We start from the raw sequence: 23785 nt of genomic DNA, 5'->3' as shown, positions 1-23785 counted from the left end.
CACTTATCTTAGTCTAACTTTTTAATAATACATTATAGGAAGAAATAAGTCAAAAAAATTGCAATTTATTCTTAAAGCAAGTATAATTCAACTAATTAATTTAAAGAAAGGAACACTGTTATTATGATTCTTTCCTGTAATAATATAAGTAAATCTTTTGGAACAGATGTTATTATCAAATCCTGTTCTTTTAATATTGAAGACCACGAAAAAGCAGCTATCGTTGGTATCAACGGTGCTGGAAAGTCTACTCTTTTAAAGATTATAACCGGAATTGAACCTGCTGACACAGGACTTGTAACGTTAGCTAAGGACAAGACTTTAGGTTATCTTTCACAGCAGCAAAATCTTAATTCAGACAACACAATTTATGATGAGCTTTTATCTGTGAAGCAATATATCCTTGATATGGAAGCACAGCTAAGAAGTATTGAGAACCAGATGAAATCAGCAGATGATACAGCTCTTGAAACACTTATGAAGAAATATTCAGACCTTAACCACGAGTTTGAATTAAACAACGGTTACGCTTACAAAAGCGAGATAACTGGTGTTCTTAAAGGCCTTGGCTTTGCAGAAGAAGATTTCACACTTAATGTTAATACTTTATCAGGCGGACAAAAGACACGGGTTGCACTTGGCAGGCTTTTATTATCAAAGCCTGATATTATACTTCTTGACGAGCCTACCAACCACCTTGATATGGAGTCTATAAGCTGGCTGGAGAACTATCTGCTTAACTACAGTGGTGCTGTACTTATAGTTGCCCACGACAGATATTTCCTTGACAAGATAGTAAGCAAGATTATCGAGTTAGACAATGGCAATGCAACTGTATTCTCAGGCAACTATACTGATTACGCTTCAAAGAAAGCTATCCTGCGCAATATGCAGCTAAAGGAATATCTTAACCAGCAGCGTGAAATCAAACATCAGGAGGAGGTTATAACAAAGCTTAAGCAGTTCAACCGTGAGAAATCTATTAAAAGAGCTGAAAGCCGTGAAAAAATGCTTAACAAGATGGAATTTGTCGATAAGCCTGAAATTTTAAACGACAAAATGGATATTAAGCTTGAACCTAATGTAATAAGCGGTAATGATGTCCTTACTGTAGACAACCTTACTAAAGGTTTTGACGGAACTGTTCTTTTTGATAACATATGCTTCCAGATTAAACGTGGTGAACGCGTAGCACTTATCGGAAGTAACGGAACAGGCAAGACAACAATATTAAAATTAATTAATGGAATTATACCTGCCGATTCAGGCTCGATATATCTTGGTGCTAAAGTAAATATTGGTTATTATGATCAGGAACACCACGTTCTTGACCCTGACAAGACTATTTTTGATGAAATCAGGGATGCTTACCCAGACCTTAATAATACACAGATAAGAAATACCCTTGCAGCATTTTTATTCACCAATGAAGATGTATTTAAGTATATAAAAGACTTAAGCGGTGGCGAGCGCGGACGTGTATCATTAGCCAAACTTATGCTCTCTAATGCCAACTTCCTTATATTAGATGAGCCTACTAACCACCTTGATATCACTTCAAAGGAAATTCTTGAAAATGCACTTAATAGTTACACAGGTACTGTCCTGTTCGTATCACACGACAGATACTTTATTAATTCTACTGCAACAAGAATTATTGAGCTTGCCAATAAAACAGTTGTTAATTATATTGGTAATTATGACTATTATCTTGAAAAAAAGGATATACTAGGAGCAAAACCAATAACCAATAACATTTCTAAATCCAGCAGTTCAGCCATTTCAAAGCTTAACTGGCAGGAAGAAAAGGTAAAGCAGGCACAGCAAAAGAAGATTAAAAACGAAATCAAGCGTACTGAAGAACGCATGGCTTTAATTGAGGCTGAGATTGAGGAACTTGATAATATGTACGCCGACCCTGCCATAAGCAGTGATACTGCCAAACTTATGGAAATACACACCAGGAAGGAAGCTCTTAGCAAAGAGCTTGATGAGCTATATGATAAATGGGGGGAATTAACATTATAATTCCAATACCAAAAACAGCGAAAAATGCCGAAATAAGGCAATTCTTAAGCGTTTTTTATTGACAAAATTACCTATATGGAGTATAAATAACCTATACTTATTATTACTTATTTCATTTAAGGAGGATGTAGTTTATTATGAATAAGACAGAGTTAGTTGCTGCAATCGCAGAGAAGGCTGAACTTTCAAAGAAGGATGCTGAGAAGGCTTTAAAGGCTTTCACAGAAACTGTTGCTGAACAGTTAAAGAATGGTGACAAGATTCAGTTAGTTGGTTTCGGTACTTTCGAAGTTGCTGAAAGAGCTGCTAGAACAGGTCAGAATCCTCAGACAGGTAAGGCTATTGAAATTCCTGCTTCTAAGGCACCTAAGTTTAAGGCTGGTAAGGCTTTAAAGGATACTGTTAACTCAGCTAAATAATTAATATTCGATAGTGGATATTGCGACTGTCACTTAGGTGACAGTCTTTTTTATATGTATTTATAGATACATATAAATATTATCAATGAAATTCAGAAAACGGAGACACACTATGGAAATAGAACGTAAATTCTTAGTTGCACAATTGCCAGATAATCTGGACAATTATAATTGCAGATATATTGAACAGGGTTATCTTTCAACTAAACCTGTAGTCAGGGTAAGACGTGATAATGATGATTATTATCTTACTTACAAAGGCAGTGGTATGATGGCACGTGAAGAATACAATCTTCCACTCACCAAAGACTCGTATGAACATTTGATTAAAAAAGCTGACGGTAATATAATAACCAAAAAGCGTTATGAAATTCCAGATGGTAACGGATACACTATTGAACTTGACATATTTGAAGGAGCATTCAACGGCACTGTTATTGCAGAAGTTGAATTTAACACTATAGAAGAAGCTGACAATTACATTATGCCAGAGTTTTTTACAGAAGATGTAACTAATAACCCTGAATATCACAACAGCAATATGAGTAAAAAGAAGTTCGACTAACGTGAACACTCTAAGAAAAGAGGATAACCTGATGAAAAAACTCTCTGATATATTAGATATAAGTCCTGATATTACTCTTGAAACACTTCAAAGAGCAAGAATGGCAGCCTTAACACTTATCAAATGGCTTCTCTGCTCTTTATTTACAGGAAGCTTTATAGGACTTATCGGAGCATTATTTTATAAAGCTTTACAATATGTAACAAGCTTTCGGATCCAACACCCTTACACTTTATTCTTTCTTCCTGCTGCCGGTATAATAATCGTTCTTATGTACCATTTTACGCACGAAGACAAGAATACAGGAACTAATCTTGTAATAACAGCAATCCAGTCCAATGCAGAAGTTCCTGTCCGTGTTGCTCCTCTTATTATAATATCAACACTGCTTACACATCTTTGCGGTGGTTCAGCAGGACGAGAAGGTGCAGCCCTGCAGGTTGGCGGCTCCTTAAGCAATTTTATCGCCAAAATATTACATTTTGACGACAAAGATACAAGAATTATGATTATGTGCGGAATGAGTGCCTGTTTCTCTGCTCTTTTCGGAACTCCTATAGCCGCAGCCATATTTTCTATGGAGGTTATAAGTGTGGGGGTTATGTATTACGCCGCACTTGTTCCCTGTATTATATCCGCACTTATTGCTTCCGGCGTAGCTGGGTTATTCAATATAACACCAACTATGTTTATAATAAGCGAAATATGTGAACTAAGCATATCTACCGGAATAAGATTTATGATAATGTCAGTAATATTTGCCCTCGCAAGCATTGTATTCTGTTATATGCTTCATTCATCAGCCAAAATATATTCTGAATACTTAAGCAACCCATATATCCGTATTATAATAGCTGGTGTGCTTGTTATTATTTTAAGATATATAACCGGTACTACTGATTATCTTGGTGCTGGTGCTCCTATGATTGCGGCAAGCTTTATAACAAGCTGTTCGTGGTATGTCTTTATTTTAAAAATGCTGTTTACAGCCATTACATTAGGTGGTGGATTTAAAGGCGGTGAGATTGTCCCTACACTTTTTGTCGGTGCAACTCTTGGAAGCTTTTTGGCTCCTGTATTCGGACTTCCAATCGGCTTATGTGCCGCGTGCGGTATGGTAAGCGTATTCTGTGGCGTAACTAACTGCCCACTCACTTCTTTCATATTATCAATTGAAATGTTTGGTGCTGGTTCAATGAAATTCGTAATTATATGCGTAGCAATAAGTTATATGCTCTCTGGCTACTACAGTCTTTATAACAGCCAGAAGATTGTTTACTCTAAATACAAGACAGAATATATTAACAGACATTCACATTAATTATAATAAAAAAGGCAATTCATACAGAATTATCATATCTACCGATTTTTCTGCTAATGAATTGCCTTTTTACTGCTTTTACCGCTTTTACTGCTTTAACTATGCATCATTCTTATATATTTTATTTGTAGAAATTGTCCTCTGGAAGCTTTCCACCAACTGAAGCTGGATTTGCTTCGTAAAGAACATTTAAATATTTGCTTATTTTGTCTTTGGCATCACTGCCTGTTATTATTGTTATGTTGCATTTAGGTATTGCCTGCTTTGCAACTGCGGCTTTTGTTATACCATATTTTTCTACAAGTGTTGAAACCTCATCTACATTTGCATTAACATAATCTGCTGAAAGCTTATATTCCTCAAGGAACTTGTCAACCGCAGCCTTATGGTTATTGTAATATTCTGTATTGACAACTATTACACCTGTTACTACTGTACTTCCGTCCTTTGATACATTTTCCCATTCCTTAGTAACATCAAGAGCTATTCTTGCTTCCTTATTATTCATAAGAACTGTTGTAGCAAATGGCTGTGGAAGCATAGCTACAGTTTCTTCCTTCGCTGATGCCATAATAGCCGCAACCTCGGAAGCCTCTGACTTAAATTCAATGTGTACATCCTTATCAGGGTCAATTCCGTTGGTATTTAAAAGGTATCTTAATGTATATTCAGGTGTAGTTCCTTTACCTGTTGTGTATATTGTACGTCCTTTAAGGTCGCTTACATTAGTTACCTCGCCCTTATTATCAAGTATATATAACACGCCAAGTGTATTAATTCCTACAACAGATACCTTGCCATTACTCTTATTATAAAGTGTTGCCGCCGCATTACAAGGCATAGCTGCAATCTGGACATCGCCCTTTATAAGGTCTGCTGTAAATGCATCTGCCGCCGCCTCTATCTGAAATGTGTAATTATTGGCTGTTTTATTATCCTCATTATCGCTCATAAGCTTAACCATTCCTATAGCTGTAGGTCCTTTAAGTGCAGCTACTTTTATGTCTTCGCTTACATACTCACTTGTACTTTCCTGTGTTGCATTGTCTGACTTATCACTGCTGTTACTGCCACAGGCTGTAAACATTACGCTGACCATTACAAGCATAAGAATAGCAGCTGTCAGTTTCCTCATTCTCTCTCTCATATTGTTTCCTTCCATTCCTTTATAATTATCTGTAATGACATTATTCCGTTAAATGTATTGATATCCGGATAATATATTATAGAAATTCTCATTCCTGCCCTTGGAATATCATCTATATTATTAATTCCAAACTGTACAGCAGGTACATAAGTTCCGTCCTCTGTTTCTAACTGGCATCTAAGAACATTTTTATTCTTTCCAATAACTGAAGCTGTCTTTACATATAAGTTCCTATCTGCAAATACCGGCTTTTCATTACCCTTTCCGAATGGTTCAAGCAGCTTTAACTGGTTAACCAGCCGGATATTGGCATACGATACAGGCATTGGAACATCAATCCACATTTTAGGAATTAAATCCTCATCTGTAAGTATCGCATTATCATTCAGCATTTTTCTGAATATGTCAATATCAGATATTGCTAATGATAAACCAGCCGCCATAGGATGTCCACCATATTTAGTGAGAACATTTTTACATTTATTAATCTCTTCGTACATATTATAGCCTTCGATTGAACGTCCTGAGCCTTTTGCCCCGTCCTCAGCATTAGTAATAACAAATGTAGGCCTGTAATATCTTTCTTTAATTCTGCCTGCTATTATTCCAGCTATGCTCTCGTGGCAGTCCTTTAAATATATAACAAGCACTCTATCCTTAAGAAGACCAGTATTCTCTACTAATTCTATTGCCTTCTGCGTCTCCTGCTCTGTCATTGACTTTCTTTCATTATTAAGGGCTATAAGCTCTTTTGCCATATTATGTGCCTTTTCATTATCCTTGCAAAGCATAAGTTCAATTGCCTGTCTTGCTGTATCAAGACGTCCACTGGCGTTAAGACATGGTCCTATTACAAAGCCTATATGATATGAGCTTATATTATTAATATCAAGCTGGCACTCCTCTATAAGTGCCCTAAGCCCTGTATTTTTTGTATGTGCAATATGCTTAAGGCCATATTTAACTACTATTCTATTCTCGTCAATAAGGTCGACTATATCACCTACAGTGGCTATTGCCATAAATTCAATATAATCTTCAAGCTCTTTCTTATCAAGCCCTAATCTGTCATATAACAGGCTTATAAGCTTATATGCAACGCCTGCTCCACATAACAGCTTAAATGGATAATCACAATCTGCCTGTTTAGGGTTAATAACTGCATCTGCCGGAGGTACAATGTATACCTTTTTATCGTCCTTTATCTCAAATGGAACATCGTGGTGGTCGGTCACTATTATTGTAATTCCATTATCCTTTGCATACCTGATCTGATTATATGCAGCTATTCCATTATCACAGGTAACAATTGTATCAATCCCTTCATTGATTGCATTGTCTATTAAATGCTCATTAATTCCATAACCATCATTTATCCTATGCGGTACAACATAATCCACATCTGCTCCTGCCGCCTTTAAGCCGCAGAATAATATATAAATAGAACATATTCCATCAATATCATAATCTCCGATTATTCTTACAGGCTTATGTTCCTCTATTTTCTTAGTAATAATATCAACAAATTTATCGGCATCTTTCATACTATGAGGATTATGTATATCGTTAAGATTCCCATTAAGATACATATCTATATCTTTACTGCCGCATATATCCCTGTTTCTTATTATACGGGCAAGAACCTGATCTATTCCGTATTCAGAGGCTATCTGCTTAAAATCTGCTTTTTTGGCGTATACCATCCATTTGCTGTTCACGTTTGTTCTCCATTCTTATGGCAATATTGCTTGTATTAAAAATGGTGCATCGTTTGATGATGCACCATTTTACTGCTTTACAAAGCCATTATATTAATTATTTATTATACCTGAGCTCCGTCTTTACCTATGCTTTCTGCTTTTTTTCTTTTATTAACTGCTTCATCAATAACTCCTCTGTTCTTTCCACCAAGCATATACCAGAATGAACTTGTAAGGAATACTGATGAGTAGAAACCTACGATAATACCAACAATAAGTGGAAGTGAGAATTCCTTAACTGATGTTACACCGAGTATGTATAACATAACCAGCATAATAAGAGTTGTTATTGTTGTATTAATATTTCTTGTTAATGTACTTGTTATAGCTGAGTTAACAAGCTCTGTAATATTAGTCTTAGAGTTAGCACTCTTTAACATTTCCCTGATACGGTCAAATATAATGATTGTACCATTAATTGAGTAACCTACTATTGTAAGCATACAGGCAATAAATGTATTACCTACTGGCACTCTGAATACTGCATAGAATGTAATAACTACTAATACATCCTGTAAAAGAGCCATAACAGCTGCAAGCGCGAATTTGATATCCCTGAATCTTGCAAAGATATATATAAGCATTGCTATTGTAGCAAGAATTACTGAAAGAATAGCATTCTTCTTCATAGTACTGCTGACAGATGAGCTGATTGTGTCTGTCTCAACTATCGAACCATCTTCAATAGGGAACTTAGCTGTTACAGCTTCCTCAACAGCTTCTCTTTGCTCAAGTGAAAGGTCTGTTGTCTTAAATGAAACCTTAGTTGAGTTCTGAACCTTCTGCTGTTGTACTTCTGTTATACCTGCAGCATCCCTGATTACAGGAATAATATCATTCTCTATCTCTGACTGTGAATATTCTTTGTCAAATGTAAAGCTTGTTGTTGAACCGCCAACAAATTCAAGGCTGAAATTAAGTGCTCTGTTACCAAGTGCACTCTGTACTCCCATTGTTATAAAACCAATAACAATAAGAACAATTGAAACCGTAATAGTCCATTTCTTAATTGAAAGAATATCATAAGTTCTTCTATGTGTTGTCTTTCCATACATCGATGGCTTAGTAAGACCAAAGTTATAAAGAAGCTTCATAATAACTTTAGTAATCACAAGTGCTGTAAATATTGAAACTATGTTACCTACTGCAAGAGTTGTTGCAAATCCCTTAACAGGACCAGTACCGAATATATAAAGTACAATAGCTGCAATAAGTGTTGTTACGTTACCATCAACGATAGCTGATGTAGCTTTGTTATAACCTGCAAGAATAGAATTCTCAACACCCTTTCCTGCGGCTATCTCTTCCCTGATACGTGTATAGATAATAACATTGGCATCAACCGCCATACCAATACCAAGTATGATACCGGCAATACCCGGGAGTGTTAATGTAAGATCATATACACTTACAAGGAATAATACTAATGTTGTGTATATAATAAGCGAAAGTGTTGCAACAACACCTGGTACTCTGTATATAGCAATCATAAATACACATAACAATGCAAAACCAATAGCTGCTGCTATAAGACTTGTATGAATTGCATCGTGTCCTAACTGTGCACCTACGATATTAGAGCTTACTTCATTAAGTGTAAGAGGAATAGATCCAATTCTTATGTATGTAGCAAGATTATCTGCCGCATCAAATGTTTCCATACCTGTAATTGAAGCATTACCACCTGTTATAGCCTGATTAACTGTTGGATAACTTACAACCGAACCATCATATACTATGTATATTCTGCTTCCTATATTGTTAGCTGTTGCCTCAGCGAACTTATCTCCACCTTCATCTGTAAATGTAAGCGATACACCATATGGTGTGCTGTCTTTAGATGATGTATCTGTGTAAGCCTGTGCTGTCTTTACGTCAGAACCTGTAAGAAGTGGTGTGTAATCCTCTCCCTGTGACCACGCTGTATAACCTGTGTAATCAAGGAATTCAAGTGAACCTGGTGTTCCTAATTCTGTAAGAATTTCATTAGCATCTGTAACACCTGGAATTTCTACTGTAATTCTGTTCTCGCCCTCTTTGTAGACCTGAGATTCTGTACTTCTTCCCTCGATACGTTTCTCAAGCTTATATATAGTATCTTCTATATCCTGGGAACTTGGGTTATCTTCTTTAATCTCATAAGTAATACTGACACCACCTGCAAGGTCAAGACCTAAGTTGATGTCCTTAGCACTGCCATAGCCTTTGCCGTTCATTCCGAATATAGCTGTAAGCGAAAGTCCTACAAGCAATACAAGAATAATAATGCTATAGCTTATCTTCTTAGTTAAATTGTACTTCATTTTACTATTAATACTCCCTTCAACATTCCTTTTAATCTTCTGCCATCGCAGCTCTTATCATAATTGCACATTCAATTCTCTTCTTCTGCATCTCACAGCCAACATCATATGCATCATTGATGTTACCATGGAAGTTGTAAGAATTAGCGGCACACCCACCACTACAGTAGAACTTGGCAAAACAGTTCTTACACTTTTCTTTTGAATATACATTACAACTCTTGAATTCATCTCTTATATCATTACGGGTTATGCCTTCATCAACATTACCCATAAGGAAATCTTCATTACCTACGAACTGATGACATGGATAGAAATCACCCCAAGGAGTAACAGCAAGGTACTCACATCCTGAGCCACAGCCTGATAATCTCTTAGCCACGCAAGGACCACCGTTAAGATCAATCATAAAGTGGAAGAAATTAAACCCATTGCCTGCTTTCTTTCTCTTAATAATTTCCTTGGCAAGCTTATCATACTGCTCAAATATAATTGGAAGGTCTTCTTCTCTTATCGCATAAGAGTCTGTAGGCTGTGCAACAACCGGCTCTACCGAAATCTGCTCAAAACCTTCGTCTGCTAAGTGAAGAACATCTTCTGAAAAATCAAGATTGTTATGTGTAAATGTACCTCTGACATAATAATTCATCTGGTTACGGCTTTCAGCAACCTTTTTAAACTTAGGCATTATAATGTCATATGAACTTCCGTGGTTATTTCTTGTTGGTCGCATAAGATCATTAATCTCTTTACGTCCATCTATGCTTAATACGATATTGCTCATCTCTTTATTGGCAAAATCAAGTATCTCATCATTAAGAAGTATACCATTAGTTGTAAGTGTAAAACGGAATTTCTTATTGTGCTCTTCTTCAAGGCTTCTTCCATATTCTACAAGCTGCTTTACAACTTCAAAATTCATTGTTGGCTCACCACCAAAGAAGTCAACCTCAAGATTTCTTCTTGAGCCTGAATTAGCAACAAGGAAATCCAATGCCTTCTTACCAACTTCAAAGCTCATAAGAGCTCTTCTTCCGTGATACTCACCTTCTTCTGCAAAACAATATCTGCAGGCAAGGTTACAGTCGTGTGCAATATGAAGGCATAGAGCTTTAACAACTGTAGGTCTGTCCTTAAATGAATCTATATATGGCTCATATATATCTTCTGTGAAAAGCTGTCCTTCTTCTTTTAATTCTTCTATCTCCTGACAGGCTTCCCTGATATCTTCTTCCTTATATTTATCTTTAAGCTTATCTGCTATCTCATCAACACTTGAATTCTCATAAAGTGCGATTATATCATATACTATATCATCAACAACGTGTACAGAACCACTATTTACGTCTAACACGATGTTATATCCATTATTCTTATACTGATGTATCATAATTATCCTCAATTTCTATTGGCTGTATACAGCCATTTATTCTTAATCACAGTTAACTAATATACCTGTAGCTATCAGACATACACTAACTATGAACTGTCTTAACAGAAATAAGAGAGTGTCTAAAATGCTTTAGCACTCTCTTACCCTTCACTAACCAATTAACTAATTATTAGTTATTCTTATTCTCACAGCTCTGGTTACCAACTGTGCAAGATGTCTTACAAGCTGACTGACATGATGTCTGGCATTCGCCACATCCACCGTGCTTCATTGTATCCTTTAATACGCGATTGCTGATTGTCTTAATATGCTTCACAACAATACCTCCTTTTTGTTCATAACTATTAGAAGTATAACATATAGCTATTACATTTTCAACAACTTTATATCAAGCCTAATGCTCTTAAAATAAATATCCAGCCTGTTAATGTTATGCTTGATAATACTGTCGTCAAAACAATTATGCTTGATGATAATACCTCATCATTATCCATACTCTTTGCCATAACATAGCTTGTAACTGTAGTAGGAGATGCAAGCATTATAAGAGCCGCCACAAGCTCCTGATTTCTAAAGCCAAGAAATACTGCAACCGGAATAAACACTGCCGCAAGTCCTATAAGTTTAATAAATGTTGCTATAATAGTAGGCTTTATCTTCTTTAATGCTTTTCTCCCCTCAAAACCTGCACCAATGCATATTAAAGCTATAGGTGTTGCTGTCTGTGCAAGGCTTTCTATAGTCTTATTAATAATTGCAGGATACTTCATATTAAGCATTGATGATATAAAACCAAGAACTATACCTATAATAATTGGATTTTTTAATATATTAACAAATGCTTTTTTTATATTATTACCTCTTCCAGCCTTAACAGCTTCACTGCTGTCTGCCGGATGTGCCTTAAATGTAAGTACAACGACTGCAAATATATTAAATAACGGAACTGCTGCAACAATCATAAGCGGTGCCATTCCTGTATCTGAATACATATTCTGCACAAATGCCATTCCAAGAATTGCTGCACTGCTTCTGCACGAACCCTGCACAAACGCTCCCTTTTGTGTATCGTCTTTCATTAATATCTCAGTTGCTATCCACACTAATGAGAACATAAGTATTGTTACTATACTGCAATACAATACAAACTGCGGGTCAAATTTACCTTTAAAATCAGACTTTGACAAATCCCTGAACAGTAATGCTGGCAATGCCACCTTAAACACATATCTGTTAGCAACATTGGCAAAATGGTCATCAATAAGGCCTATCTGTTTAATAAACCACCCTATAATCATCACAAGAAATATAGGAACTGTTGCATTAATACTATATATAAAACTATCCATTATCAATCTCCTATCCACACCATTTTACTTATCAAGCACATACATATGATTAAGAGGTCCACTTCCCTTACCTATGTTAAGTCCAGCCTTAAGAGCACCTGTTATGTATTCCTTCGCCCTTGCAACCGACTCCTTAACACTATACCCCTCTGCTATATTACATGCAATAGCAGATGACAGCGTACAGCCTGTTCCGTGTGTATTAGGATTATCTACTCTTTCTGCCTCAAACCAGCTTGTTCCAATCTCTGTATACAGATAATCATTAGCACAATTAATGGAATGTCCGCCTTTTACAAGAACTGCCGGTCCTTCATCATTAATATTTATCTTTTTATAGATGATTTCTGCCGCTTTTTCCATATCATATCTGTCATTAATAGTTATGCCTGACAGACTTTCAGCTTCTGGAATATTAGGTGTTATAACTGTTGCAAGCGGCATAAGCTTCTTAATAAGCACTTCCTCTGCTTCTTTAGTGATGAGCTTCTTACCACTTGTTGACACCATAACCGGATCTAACACAATATTAACCGCTTTGTATTTTCTTAATTCTTCTGCTATCTCCTCTACTATGTATGGTTCAGACACCATTCCAATCTTTACCGCATCTGGTCTTATATCCTCAAATACCGCATCTATCTGGCTTGCTGTAAAGCCTTTCTTACAATTCATTATTCCATATACGCCCGTTGTATTCTGTGCTGTAAGTGATGTAATAACACTCATTCCATATACACCGTGTGCGGCAAATGTCTTTAAATCCGCCTGTATTCCAGCACCTCCGCTACAATCACTTCCCGCTATTGTCAATACTTTTTTCATAATATCCTTATTTCCTTATTTATCATTTTTTATATTTTATCAATTAATATTCTGTGTAATATATTATTATTTTCCTATAAATACACTTAACCTTTTATATAAGACACTGATGCCTTTGCATAAACAGATATTTTCATAATCACAATCTGCATACATATTTACTTTCTATATCTATATATTGATATAGAAAAAGGGAAGCCTGACCAGCTTCCCTCAATAAAGTGCAGTCGGCGGGACTTGAACCCGCACCCAAGCAATATGGACTAGATCCTTAGTCTAGCGCGTATGCCAATTCCGCCACGACTGCTTATTTAGTTAATCGCTGTTTCCCAACGACTTGATTATATTATCATCTGCGTAACACTTTGTCAACAGCTTTTTACAATTTTTTCTATTATTTTTTAATTCGTCTTTAATTTTGTTGTATAACTGTCACTTTTTAAAAATAATATTAAATCTATCTTCAAATTCTTACTATTGATTTTTAATCTTTTTTAAATTAAGTGTGTCTGCTAACTAGTACTTCTTTATGCCTTGACAAAATCCCTGCCTTAGAATACAATAATATAGTTAGCGGAAATGTCGGAATGGCAGACGAGCAAGATTCAGATTCTTGTGTGGGTTACCACGTGTGGGTTCAAGTCCCATTTTCCGCATTAATTAATATTTTTAAAGGTGTGATAAGATTAATTCCTATCACACCTTTTTTACATTTCATATTTACAATTGTAATCAAGACCTGTAACACAGGTTATTACAATTGTTACCCAAATCTATAACTCTGGTTATTACAATCCATTGTTATTTCTATAATCCGATATTATTCCTAATCAATAACTGCTATCTTAGTTATAATCGGCTGGTTATTCTTAGCAACCGTACCATTGTCATCTGTTGCCTTAACATTGGCACATATCTTATCTACAATATCCATACCATCTGTTACATAACCAAAACAGGCATAATTACCATCAAGGTATGTACTGTCTTTATGAACTATAAAGAACTGTGAACTTGCACTGTCATTATTACTTGAACGTGCCATTGAGATTGCTCCTCTTGTATGCGAGAGATTATTCTCAATTCCATTATTGCTGAACTCGCCCTTTATCTTATTATCCGAGCCACCTGTTCCATTGCCAAGTGGATCACCACCCTGTATCATAAAACCTTTGATTATTCTATGAAATGTAAGTCCATCATAAAATCCATCATTAGCAAGATTAATAAAATTAGTCACTGTAATAGGTGCCACGTCAGCATCTAATTCCACATTAATATCACCATAATCCTGCACTGTAATTGTAACGTGATGTTTTCCTGATAAAAGATTATCCTCTTCTTTAGTCTGTGTCTGGCTGTCAGCAGCTTTTCCACAGGCCATTAAAGACACTGATAACATCATTGCAATTAATATACTTAGTATCTTCTTCAATTCTTTCTCCATTCCAGTCCAAGAAATTCTGCTTCCTTAATACTGCATAAATTCGTTAATATCTCTTAACACATCTTCAATCTCACTCTCGCCGCCATTAACTGTCAGCTGGAGTGGTCTGCTTATATCAAGGCTGAATAATCCAACAAGAGACTTACCATCAACACAGCTATTGCCACATTCGACATCGAATCCACACGAATATCTGCTTATTTTGCTCACAAATCTTTGAACTTTCTCAACTGAATCAAGTAAAATTGTTACTGTCAACATATACTAATAATCCTCCTGTAAATTATCCTACAATTCTTCAAATGTAATTAATCAACCCACAACACCAACAACTATACTACTTTTCATAAATAATTACAACCAGTTTAATATATCTGTCACTGCGATTATCTGACTTTTTATAATATTCCAGCTGTTACTTTTTATGCCATACCAGTTGTTACTGCATAATGTGCATCTTTAATAATTACTGCCCGATGTAGCCCTCTATTGTATTCCACAGTTCATCAAGCCCCTGCTTTGTCTGTGAAGAAAATGGTATGAGTATATCATCTTCTTTAAGACCAAGACCTGCTCTTACAGCTTTAACGTGCTTTGCTATCTGGCTTCTCTTTAATTTATCAAGCTTTGTTGCAATTATAACCGGTCTGAAGCCGTTATCAACAATCCAGTTATACATCATCTTATCATTCTCTGATGGGTCGTGTCTTATGTCAACTAATAAGAACACCTGCTTTAGATTAGCAGACTGTCTTAAATATTTCTCTATCATCTTACCCCATTTTGCCTTTACCGCAGGACTGGCATTGGCATAGCCATATCCCGGAAGGTCAACAAGATACATCGCATCATTAATATTGTAGAAATTAATAGTCTGTGTCTTACCAGGCTGTGACGATGTTCTTGCATATGATTTTCTATTCATAAGAGCATTAATCAAAGATGACTTACCAACATTTGATTTGCCCGCAAATGCTACCTCTGGAAACTCTGTATCTGGTATAGCACTTGTCACACCTATTACTATATCAAGATTAACCTTTTTAATTACCATATTTATCCTCATTTCTATGCTCTATAATACAAGTGCATTATTAAGAACCTCTGACATATCCTTTACATATACAAGTTCTAAGCCGTCAGTTATCTCTGCATCTAACTCTTCTACATCAGATACATTTTCTTCTGGCACAAGCACTTTCTTCATACCAGCAAGCTTGGCCGCAAGAAGCTTTTCCTTAAGCCCGCCTATTGCAAGTACCCTTCCTCTAAGAGTCACCTCGCCTGTCATAGCGACATCTGGTCTTACCGGTATACCTGTAACTGCCGACAACATAGCCGTTGTCATTGTCACTCCTGCTGATGGACCATCTTTAGGAACTGCTCCTTCTGGTATATGAAGATGAAGCATATGTTCATCAAAATACTTCATATCAACTTTATATTTTCCACTCTCAGTAATAGCTCTCACATAAGAATACGCAATCATAGCAGACTCTTTCATAACATCTCCCATATTGCCTGTGAGCCTCAAATCATCACTTCCCGGCATTGCATTAACTTCTATTTCAAGAGTTTCACCACCAACGCTTGTCCATGCAAGTCCTCTTACAATTCCTACCTGTGGCTTCTTGTATGCTTTGTCAGTCTTATATTTAATATTGCCAAGATAATCAGTCAAATTCTTGTCCGTTATTCTTATGCACACCTTGACTTCTTTGTTTCTTGTGCCATCAGCATTAAAAACTCCTGCCTCATACAGCTTGGTTACTGCTTTTCTGCATATTTTGGCAATCTGTCTTTCAAGCTCCCTCACACCTGACTCTTTAGTGTAACCAAGAATTATATGCTTTAATGCTGAGTCTGATATCTTTAAAAGTGATGTGGCAAGCCCGTTCTTACGAAGCTGCTTGCCAACAAGGTGTTCCTTTGCTATATGAAGCTTCTCATTAACACTATAGCCAGATACTTCTATAATCTCCATTCTGTCAAGCAGCGGTCTGCTGAGTGTTGATAAATCATTAGCCGTTGCTATAAATAATACCTTAGATAAATCTACAGGCATTTCTATATAATGATCCGTAAAATGTGAATTCTGCTCGCTGTCTAACACTTCCAGAAGAGCCGAGGCTGTATCTGATTTATAATCATTGCTCACCTTATCAATCTCATCAAGAAGCATTAATGGATTGGCTGTTCCTGCCTTCTTTAAACCCTCTATTATTCTTCCCGGCATTGCACCGACATATGTCTTTCTATGTCCTCTTATCTCTGCTTCATCTTTTACTCCGCCAAGACATATCCTTACATATTCTTTATTAAGGGCAGCCGCCACCGAACGTGCTATTGAAGTCTTTCCTGTTCCCGGAGGTCCTGCAAGACATAATATCGGAGCATCTGTATTAGAAGTTATATTTCTTACAGCAAGTGCCTCTATTATTCTGTCTTTAATATCTTTCATTCCATAATGGTCATTATCAAGCACTTTTCTTGCATTAATAATATCATTGTTATCCTCTGACATATTATTCCAAGGAAGTTCAAGACAATTCTCAATATATGTTCTTTCAACATTGACCTCTGATGAACCCTTAGATAAGTTCTTAAGCCTTTTTACCTCCTTATGAAGCTTATCCTTTACTTCATCAGAAGCATTAAGCTTATCTATCTTTTCTTCTAATTCATTCGTTTCAGAATACTCATCCTGCCCAAGCTCCTTATTAAGAATTTCAAGCTGTTCTTTTAATATATATTCTCTCTGGTTCTCATCTACTTTAGCCCTGACTTTACCAGATATTTCTTCTTTAATACTATACGCTTGCGTCAGCTCTATAAGTATCCCTGCAATATATTCATACATATCAAGTATATTATTCATCTCAAGGAACTTCTGACGGTCAGTATATTCCATAGGAAAATCACAGATTACACTGCTCATAAGTTCTCTGGCATTGTCAATCGCCAGCCAGTGATTAAGCATCTCCTTATTACATCTTGGATTAGCAGCCGCATATTGTCTTAATAATTCATTCATTCCAATGACAATAGCTTTATCTGATACTTTATCCGTTTCTTCTATAAATGTACTGCACTCCTGTACATCTGCATATATGTAATCACCCTCAGTATTAATGTCTGCGGCTACAGCCTTCTTAAGTCCCTCAACCTGCACTCTTACTAACTTATTAGGCATTCTTATAACCCGCTTAACAGAAGCTATAGTTCCTGTCATATATAAATCTTTAGCTGTAGGACTTTTAACTGTTGAATCAGTCTGTGTTAAAAGCAGTACCTTCTCATCATTTTCCATAGCAGCTTCTACTGCTTTAATTGATATTTTTCTGCTTATATCAAAATGTATGACCATGTCGGGTAACACGGTCATACTTCTTAACGCAATTACTGGTATTGTAATCATATTCATAATTTATTGTGCTTTCTTAACTTCATCAGTTCTATACTCTATAACAGGCTTTCCTGTCCCCATAACTGCATCCTTAGTTATTGTACATCTTGCTATCGTTTCATCAGATGGCACTTCATACATAACTTCGTTCATAACAGCTTCTAATATAGAACGTAATCCTCTTGCTCCAGTCTTCCTTTCAAAGCTCTTATGTGCAATAGCTTTAACTGCATCATCATCGAATTCCAGATCCACTTCATCAAGGCTTAATAATGCCTTATACTGCTTAAGTATAGCATTCTTAGGTTCTCTAAGAATTCTTACAAGCGAATCCTCATCTAACGAATCTAGTGCAACAACAACAGGTACTCTTCCTACAAATTCAGGAATAAGACCGAACTTAATAAGATCCTGTGGAAGTGCCTTATGGAACATCTCTCCAACATCTTCAGTTGCTGTCTTATCTTTAATCTGTGAATTAAATCCGATTGTACTCTGATCCATTCTTGCTTCTATAATCTTCTCAAGTCCGTCAAAAGCACCACCACATATAAAGAGAATGTTAGTTGTGTCAATCGGAATAAGCTCCTGCTGTGGGTGCTTTCTTCCTCCCTGTGGTGGAACAGAAGCAACAGTTCCCTCTAATATCTTAAGAAGTGCCTGCTGTACGCCCTCGCCGGATACATCTCTTGTTATAGATACATTTTCCGACTTCTTAGTTATCTTATCTATCTCATCAATATAGATAATTCCATATTGTGCCTTTTCAACATCATAATCAGCCGCCTGAATAAGCTTTAATAAAATGTTCTCTACATCCTCACCTACATAACCTGCTTCTGTAAGTGTTGTAGCATCTGCAATTGCAAATGGTACATTAAGAAGCCTTGCAAGATTCTGGGCAAGAAATGTCTTACCTGAACCTGTAGGTCCTAACATAAGAATATTACTCTTCTGAAGCTCTACATCGACATCTTTGGCTGATAATATTCTCTTGTAATGATTATATACAGCAACTGATAATACCTTTTTGGCCTCATCCTGTCCAATCACATAATCATCAAGAAATTCTTTGATTTCTTTAGGTTTTAAAAGGTTGATATTCATACCCTCAGCATCTTCCTGAACATCTTCCTCATTTTCAAATTCTTCGTCAAGAATGTCAGCACATATTCCTACACACTCATCACATATATACGCCCCATTAGGGCCAGCTATAAGCTTCTTAACCTGATCCTGTGTTTTATTACAGAATGAGCATCTTAGCTTTTCATCTACATTTCTGCCTGCCATACTTCCTCCACAATTACTATAACAGCTTTATACACCTGATTAACAAATGTACCCACTGTATTATTGTCTTAAAAAACGGGACTGTGCGAAAAGCTACAGTCCCGTTAAGCAACTATCTCTTTTCAACAACACTATCAATCAAACCATATGCAACAGCTTCCTGTGCAGTCATATAATTATCACGTTCTGTATCTCGAGAGATTTCTTCTACTGATTTACCTGTATTAGCTGCAAGTATTTCATTCAATTTGTTTCTTGTCTTTAAAATGTTCTCTGCAACTATTCTGATCTCTGTTTCCTGTCCTCTTGCACCACCTGATGGCTGATGAATCATAATCTCAGCATTAGGAAGAGCAAGTCTTTTGCCTTTAGTTCCGCCTGAAAGAAGAAATGCTCCCATACTAGCTGCCATACCAATGCAGATTGTAGACACATCGCACTTAATGTACTGCATAGTATCATATATTGCAAAACCTGCAGACACAGAACCACCTGGGCTGTTAATATAAAAATGTATATCCTTGCTTGGATCTTCTGCTTCAAGGAATAACATCTGCGCAACCACAAGATTTGCAGACACATCTGTAACCTCTTCACCTAAAAAAATAATTCTGTCTTTTAACAAACGTGAATAAATATCATAAGATCTTTCTCCACGGCTGTTCTGTTCAATGACATAAGGTACAAAACTCATCTTAATCCTCATTTCTGCGCACAGATTATATAACATATTGCGCATATAAACCTGTGTCAAGTGCGCACTGACACAAATTCTGCATACAGACAGGCAATAGCTGCTTATATGCCGTAGCACACAGGCAGCCTGCACTTAAATCCGTATATATTGCTTTCGTATATTAAGTATTAATTACTTTTCTACTACTGAGTTAACGATAACATCAACAGCCTTCTGGATTGCGATATCTTCCTTAATCTGCTTTTCTTCGTATTCACCCATAAATTCTTTAACTTTTTCGATTTCCATCTTGTACTGCTCAGCCATCTTGTTAAGCTCATCCTGGAATTCTTCTTCTGAAGCTGTAAGACCTTCTGCCTTAACAACTGCTTCAAGAACAAGTCTTGACTGAATTCTCTTAACTGCTTCTGGCTTCATATCTTCGATAATCTTCTCAGCAGTTACACCTGTATACTGGAAGTACTGTTCTACTGATAATCCCTGCATCTGTAATCTCTGAGCGAAATCTTCTAACATTCTGTTAACCTGTGTGTTAACCATAGCTTCTGGAATATCCATCTTAGAAGATTCGATAATCTTAGCGATTGCTTCGTCTTCCTTCTTAGCCTTAGCTTCGTTAGCCTTACGTTCTGCTATTGTCTTCTTTAAATCATCCTTGTATTCTGCAAGTGTATCAAAGTCAGATACGTCCTGAGCGAAATCATCATCAAGTTCTGGAAGAACCTTTTCCTTAATCTCGTTAACCTTTACCTTGAACATAGCTGGCTTACCCTTTAATTCTTCAGCGTGGTATTCTTCTGGGAATGTTACGTTGATTTCTTTCTCATCACCAATGTTCATACCTATAATCTGCTCTTCGAAATTATCAATGAATGAATGTGAACCGATTGTAAGTGGATAGTTCTCACCCTTACCGCCTTCAAATGCTACACCATCAACAAATCCTTCAAAGTCAATTGTTGTCATATCGCCATTTTTAACAGCTCTGTCTTCAACAGTAACAACTCTTGAATTCTTATCCTGAACCTTCTTTAATTCTTCTTCAACATCAGCATCTGTAACTTCTGTATCACACTTCTCTACTTCTACACCCTTGTACTGTCCAAGTTCTACTTCTGGCTTAACAGCTACAACAGCTTCAAATATGAAAGGCTTTCCAGCTTCAATCTGAACTACATTAATCTTAGGCTGTGAAACTATCTCTAATTCGCTTTCATCTGCTGCCTTAGCATAAGCATCAGGAATAATTGCATTAGCTGCATCTTCGTAGAAGATTTCTGTTCCGTAAAGCTTTTCTACCATCTTTCTTGGAGCCTTGCCTTTTCTGAAACCAGGAACACTAATCTTATTCTTATTCTTATTAAAAGCTGTATTAAGACCTGCTTCGAATTCTTCAGCTGTAGCCTCGATTACAAGCTTGACCATATTCTTTTCTTCCATATTCTCAACTTTAAAACTCATTGTTAATAATTCCTCCTTAAATATATATATGAAGTCTCTTTTCTATTCGTACAATGTACATACTAATGAATTGTATCACATCAGGTATTAATTTGCCAATATATTTTTTATAATTTATATTTATTTATGTTTATTTTAATATTTCGTCCTTGGCATCAACTTCTTCCTTTGCATTATTATCATCATAATCATTCTTGCAGAAGAAGAACTTTCTTGTAGCAAATAACACACATATAGATAATACACCTAATGCTGTGTTAAGTGCCGAATCATGATGTGTAACCATCTCCCTTGCTATTGCAAACATAAGCACTTCAACAACTGTTGCCGGCGTATGCTGTGATAACATCTTAATAAGCTCAACTCCAACCGCCAGCGTCATTATATCTGCAACAAAAGTTTCAAAGAATTCCACTGGTGCACTATCAAACATTCCACCAAGATCAAACACAAACCTCACACACATAACTGCAACGACAACCACAAGAATTGCCGATATTATCCATTCAAGTATATTGCATACTTTTCTGAATATTCCATTTACTTTGTTCTTCATATATCTCTGACCTTTCTATTTATTTATTCATATTCCATTACTGGTATCCAAACCCGCAGTTTAGTCCAATAACCTGAACAACACTCATCCCTGCAATATATAAATTTAATTATATATCGAATTACAGGCTTTAATTTAAACAATATTAAGTATACGAAAAAATCCCACATATAGCAATACAACTTCACTTCAAAAAGCCCACAAAGACCATACGCTAGTCTTTGCGGGCTTCTTACTTATTTTAATAGTTTTATAAAATGTAATCTTTACTTACAGACTAAGAATTACAGATTAGTATATCCCATAAGATACTTATCAACTTCCCTAGCGCAGTCCCTGCCCTGTCTGATAGCCTTTACAACAAGTGACTGGCCTGTGTGGCAGTCGCCGGCAGCGAATACTCCTACTACATTAGTAGCGAACTTGTCTACATCTGTCTTTATGTTAGTTCTCTCATTAACCTCAACACCAAATGCATCTGTAAGATACTTCTGTGTTCCAAGGAAACCAGCAGCTATAAGAACAAGCTCACAAGGAAGTTCTTTTTCTGTTCCCTCAACCGGAACCATCATTCTTCTTCCTGTCTTCTCATCAACCCTAGATTCAAGCTGGACAGTTACAACCTTTTCAAGATTGCCCTTCTTATCCTTCTTAAATTCCTTAACTGTTGTTGTATATATTCTTGGGTCGTGTCCAAATACTGCTATAGCTTCTTCCTGACCATAATCAGTCTTGCAGACTAAAGGCCACTGTGGCCAAGGATTAGTATCTCTTCTTACATCTGGTGCTTTTGGCATCATTTCAAGCTGTGTTACCGACTTACAGCCGTGTCTTATACAAGTTCCGACACAGTCATTACCTGTATCACCACCACCAATTACAATAACATTCTTGTCTTTGGCATTGATATATTTGCCATCTGTAAGATCTGAGTCAAGAAGGCTCTTAGTTGTAGCTGTGAGGAAATCTACTGCAAAATGTATTCCATTGGCATCTCTTCCAGGTGCATTGATATCTCTAGGATTAGAAGCACCTACAGCAAGCACAACAGCATCATAATCTTCCATTATCTTCTTAGCTTTAATATTCTGTCCAATATTAGCTTCTGTTATGAATTCAATTCCTTCTTCCTTCATAACATCTATCTTTCTGTCAATTATATGCTTTTCAAGCTTCATATTAGGTATTCCGTATCTTAAAAGACCGCCTACCCTATCAGCTCTTTCATATACTGTCACAAGATGACCTCTCTGGTTTAACTGGTCTGCTACTGCAAGTCCTGAAGGGCCTGAACCTATTACAGCAATTCTCTTTCCTGTTCTTGCCTTAGGTGGCTTAGGACCAGCAAGTCCATTGGCATATGCATGCTCAATTATAGCCATCTCATTTTCCTTAGTACATACTGGATCATCATTAAGTCCACAGGTACAAGCCTTCTCGCAAAGTGCAGGACATACACGGCTTGTAAATTCAGGAAAATTGCTTGTCTTATGTAATCTGTTATAAGCCTGCTCCCAGTTGCCCGTGTATACAAGGTCATTCCATTCAGGAATAAGGTTGTTAAGAGGACAGCCACTTGTCATTCCTTTTATATTCATACCTGACTGGCAGAATGGCACGCCACAATCCATACAGCGGGCACTCTGGCATCTCTGCTCAGCTTCTGAAAGTGGTGTATGAAATTCATTAAAATTCTTTATTCTTTCTTTTGGTGAAACTGCTTTAGCTTCCACACGTTCATATTCTAAAAATCCAGTTGGTTTTCCCATGATTATCTCCTTTCAAATACACATTTTCACAAATATGTACCAGCAG

At 36.5% G+C, this 23785-nt stretch carries 20 protein-coding genes and 2 tRNA genes; 5 read left to right on the top strand and 17 right to left on the bottom strand.

The window, feature by feature from the left end; all coding sequences use genetic code 11:
- Window positions 1–123 precede the first annotated feature (123 nt).
- The 4 genes from abc-f to WMO42_RS08050 all read left to right on the top strand — a co-directional run bounded on the left by abc-f (window position 124) and on the right by WMO42_RS08050 (window position 4333).
- Window positions 124–2028: a ribosomal protection-like ABC-F family protein gene (gene abc-f, locus WMO42_RS08065; protein WP_349191995.1), complete on the top strand. Its 1905-nt coding sequence runs from the start codon at window positions 124–126 to the stop codon at window positions 2026–2028.
- A 137-nt stretch (window positions 2029–2165) separates the two neighbouring features.
- A complete protein-coding gene (locus WMO42_RS08060; RefSeq protein ID WP_022502640.1) occupies window positions 2166–2447 on the top strand; it encodes an HU family DNA-binding protein in 282 nt (93 codons plus the stop codon).
- A gap of 112 nt (window positions 2448–2559) precedes the next feature.
- Window positions 2560–3012 carry a CYTH domain-containing protein gene (locus tag WMO42_RS08055; RefSeq protein ID WP_055174107.1) on the top strand — a complete coding sequence of 151 codons (453 nt, stop codon included), beginning with the start codon at window positions 2560–2562 and terminating at the stop codon, window positions 3010–3012.
- Between the two features lie 31 nt (window positions 3013–3043).
- On the top strand, window positions 3044–4333 hold the full coding sequence (locus WMO42_RS08050) for a chloride channel protein (protein ID WP_172677767.1): 1290 nt from the start codon (window positions 3044–3046) through the stop codon (window positions 4331–4333).
- Window positions 4334–4454: 121 nt separating this feature from the next.
- Here the strand turns inward: WMO42_RS08050 and WMO42_RS08045 are convergent, their stop codons facing one another.
- The 8 genes from WMO42_RS08045 to WMO42_RS08010 all read right to left on the bottom strand — a co-directional run bounded on the left by WMO42_RS08045 (window position 4455) and on the right by WMO42_RS08010 (window position 13417).
- On the bottom strand, window positions 4455–5480 hold the full coding sequence (locus WMO42_RS08045) for an ABC transporter substrate-binding protein (RefSeq protein ID WP_242854089.1): 1026 nt from the start codon (window positions 5478–5480) through the stop codon (window positions 4455–4457).
- On the bottom strand, window positions 5477–7183 hold the full coding sequence (recJ, locus tag WMO42_RS08040) for a single-stranded-DNA-specific exonuclease RecJ (protein ID WP_349192042.1): 1707 nt from the start codon (window positions 7181–7183) through the stop codon (window positions 5477–5479). The genes WMO42_RS08045 and recJ overlap by 4 nt, the downstream gene beginning before the upstream one ends.
- A gap of 119 nt (window positions 7184–7302) precedes the next feature.
- Window positions 7303–9543 (bottom strand): protein translocase subunit SecD, encoded by a 2241-nt coding sequence (gene secD / locus WMO42_RS08035; RefSeq protein ID WP_349191993.1) that lies wholly within the window; start codon window positions 9541–9543, stop codon window positions 7303–7305.
- 31 nt (window positions 9544–9574) lie between these two features.
- Window positions 9575–10933 (bottom strand): thioether cross-link-forming SCIFF peptide maturase, encoded by a 1359-nt coding sequence (scfB, locus tag WMO42_RS08030; protein WP_055306159.1) that lies wholly within the window; start codon window positions 10931–10933, stop codon window positions 9575–9577.
- Between the two features lie 172 nt (window positions 10934–11105).
- Window positions 11106–11252: a six-cysteine ranthipeptide SCIFF gene (scfA, locus tag WMO42_RS08025; RefSeq protein WP_012739622.1), complete on the bottom strand. Its 147-nt coding sequence runs from the start codon at window positions 11250–11252 to the stop codon at window positions 11106–11108.
- A gap of 67 nt (window positions 11253–11319) precedes the next feature.
- Window positions 11320–12285 (bottom strand): AEC family transporter, encoded by a 966-nt coding sequence (locus WMO42_RS08020; RefSeq protein WP_022502633.1) that lies wholly within the window; start codon window positions 12283–12285, stop codon window positions 11320–11322.
- Window positions 12286–12309: 24 nt separating this feature from the next.
- Window positions 12310–13110, bottom strand: a complete 801-nt coding sequence (thiD, locus tag WMO42_RS08015) for a bifunctional hydroxymethylpyrimidine kinase/phosphomethylpyrimidine kinase (RefSeq protein ID WP_055306161.1) — start codon at window positions 13108–13110, stop codon at window positions 12310–12312.
- A 222-nt stretch (window positions 13111–13332) separates the two neighbouring features.
- A tRNA-Leu gene (locus tag WMO42_RS08010) sits at window positions 13333–13417 on the bottom strand.
- 266 nt (window positions 13418–13683) lie between these two features.
- On the opposite strand from WMO42_RS08010, the gene WMO42_RS08005 reads away from it, so the two are divergent.
- Window positions 13684–13766 (top strand) — tRNA-Leu (locus WMO42_RS08005).
- A 170-nt stretch (window positions 13767–13936) separates the two neighbouring features.
- On the opposite strand, the gene WMO42_RS08000 is transcribed toward WMO42_RS08005, so the two are convergent.
- From WMO42_RS08000 to WMO42_RS07960, 9 genes are all read right to left on the bottom strand, one after another.
- Window positions 13937–14545 carry a peptidylprolyl isomerase gene (locus WMO42_RS08000; protein WP_349172568.1) on the bottom strand — a complete coding sequence of 203 codons (609 nt, stop codon included), beginning with the start codon at window positions 14543–14545 and terminating at the stop codon, window positions 13937–13939.
- 36 nt (window positions 14546–14581) lie between these two features.
- Entirely contained in the window at window positions 14582–14818 is a 237-nt protein-coding gene (locus tag WMO42_RS07995) for an HPr family phosphocarrier protein (RefSeq protein ID WP_022502630.1), read from the bottom strand.
- 205 nt (window positions 14819–15023) lie between these two features.
- Window positions 15024–15611, bottom strand: a complete 588-nt coding sequence (gene yihA / locus WMO42_RS07990; RefSeq protein ID WP_022502629.1) for a ribosome biogenesis GTP-binding protein YihA/YsxC — start codon at window positions 15609–15611, stop codon at window positions 15024–15026.
- Between the two features lie 21 nt (window positions 15612–15632).
- The gene (gene lon, locus WMO42_RS07985) at window positions 15633–17981 is read right to left on the bottom strand and encodes an endopeptidase La (RefSeq protein ID WP_318295577.1); all 2349 of its coding nucleotides are present in this window, start codon (window positions 17979–17981) and stop codon (window positions 15633–15635) included.
- Window positions 17982–17984: 3 nt separating this feature from the next.
- The gene (gene clpX, locus WMO42_RS07980; RefSeq protein WP_055174102.1) at window positions 17985–19256 is read right to left on the bottom strand and encodes an ATP-dependent Clp protease ATP-binding subunit ClpX; all 1272 of its coding nucleotides are present in this window, start codon (window positions 19254–19256) and stop codon (window positions 17985–17987) included.
- Window positions 19257–19368: 112 nt separating this feature from the next.
- Window positions 19369–19950 (bottom strand): ATP-dependent Clp endopeptidase proteolytic subunit ClpP, encoded by a 582-nt coding sequence (gene clpP, locus WMO42_RS07975; RefSeq protein WP_022207568.1) that lies wholly within the window; start codon window positions 19948–19950, stop codon window positions 19369–19371.
- A 174-nt stretch (window positions 19951–20124) separates the two neighbouring features.
- Entirely contained in the window at window positions 20125–21414 is a 1290-nt protein-coding gene (gene tig, locus WMO42_RS07970; protein ID WP_055306164.1) for a trigger factor, read from the bottom strand.
- 130 nt (window positions 21415–21544) lie between these two features.
- Complete coding sequence (locus WMO42_RS07965) at window positions 21545–21970, bottom strand: hypothetical protein (protein WP_055306165.1); 426 nt, start codon at window positions 21968–21970, stop codon at window positions 21545–21547.
- Window positions 21971–22254: 284 nt separating this feature from the next.
- Window positions 22255–23739, bottom strand: a complete 1485-nt coding sequence (locus WMO42_RS07960) for a glutamate synthase subunit beta (RefSeq protein WP_349191988.1) — start codon at window positions 23737–23739, stop codon at window positions 22255–22257.
- Window positions 23740–23785: the final 46 nt, after the last annotated feature.

This window comes from Lachnospira sp. CLA-JM-H23 (genome assembly GCF_040096425.1).
GTDB lineage: Bacteria > Bacillota > Clostridia > Lachnospirales > Lachnospiraceae > Lachnospira > Lachnospira rogosae.
This window is presented reverse-complemented; position numbering and strand designations above follow the sequence as displayed.

Excerpts from the sequence above, each read along its gene's own strand:
- WMO42_RS07995 (WP_022502630.1), bottom strand. The coding sequence starts at position 14,818 with ATGTTGACAGTAACAATTTTACTTGATTCAGTTGAGAAAGTTCAAAGA.
- yihA (WP_022502629.1), bottom strand. The coding sequence starts at position 15,611 with ATGGTAATTAAAAAGGTTAATCTTGATATAGTAATAGGTGTGACAAGT.
- tig (WP_055306164.1), bottom strand. The coding sequence starts at position 21,414 with ATGAGTTTTAAAGTTGAGAATATGGAAGAAAAGAATATGGTCAAGCTT.
- WMO42_RS07960 (WP_349191988.1), bottom strand. The coding sequence starts at position 23,739 with ATGGGAAAACCAACTGGATTTTTAGAATATGAACGTGTGGAAGCTAAA.
- clpP (WP_022207568.1), bottom strand. The coding sequence starts at position 19,950 with ATGAGTTTTGTACCTTATGTCATTGAACAGAACAGCCGTGGAGAAAGA.
- abc-f (WP_349191995.1), top strand. The coding sequence starts at position 124 with ATGATTCTTTCCTGTAATAATATAAGTAAATCTTTTGGAACAGATGTT.
- WMO42_RS08045 (WP_242854089.1), bottom strand. The coding sequence starts at position 5,480 with ATGAGAGAGAGAATGAGGAAACTGACAGCTGCTATTCTTATGCTTGTA.
- secD (WP_349191993.1), bottom strand. The coding sequence starts at position 9,543 with ATGAAGTACAATTTAACTAAGAAGATAAGCTATAGCATTATTATTCTT.
- WMO42_RS08050 (WP_172677767.1), top strand. The coding sequence starts at position 3,044 with ATGAAAAAACTCTCTGATATATTAGATATAAGTCCTGATATTACTCTT.
- WMO42_RS08060 (WP_022502640.1), top strand. The coding sequence starts at position 2,166 with ATGAATAAGACAGAGTTAGTTGCTGCAATCGCAGAGAAGGCTGAACTT.
- WMO42_RS08020 (WP_022502633.1), bottom strand. The coding sequence starts at position 12,285 with ATGGATAGTTTTATATATAGTATTAATGCAACAGTTCCTATATTTCTT.
- scfB (WP_055306159.1), bottom strand. The coding sequence starts at position 10,933 with ATGATACATCAGTATAAGAATAATGGATATAACATCGTGTTAGACGTA.
- thiD (WP_055306161.1), bottom strand. The coding sequence starts at position 13,110 with ATGAAAAAAGTATTGACAATAGCGGGAAGTGATTGTAGCGGAGGTGCT.
- recJ (WP_349192042.1), bottom strand. The coding sequence starts at position 7,183 with ATGGTATACGCCAAAAAAGCAGATTTTAAGCAGATAGCCTCTGAATAC.
- WMO42_RS08055 (WP_055174107.1), top strand. The coding sequence starts at position 2,560 with ATGGAAATAGAACGTAAATTCTTAGTTGCACAATTGCCAGATAATCTG.
- WMO42_RS07965 (WP_055306165.1), bottom strand. The coding sequence starts at position 21,970 with ATGAAGAACAAAGTAAATGGAATATTCAGAAAAGTATGCAATATACTT.
- clpX (WP_055174102.1), bottom strand. The coding sequence starts at position 19,256 with ATGGCAGGCAGAAATGTAGATGAAAAGCTAAGATGCTCATTCTGTAAT.
- lon (WP_318295577.1), bottom strand. The coding sequence starts at position 17,981 with ATGAATATGATTACAATACCAGTAATTGCGTTAAGAAGTATGACCGTG.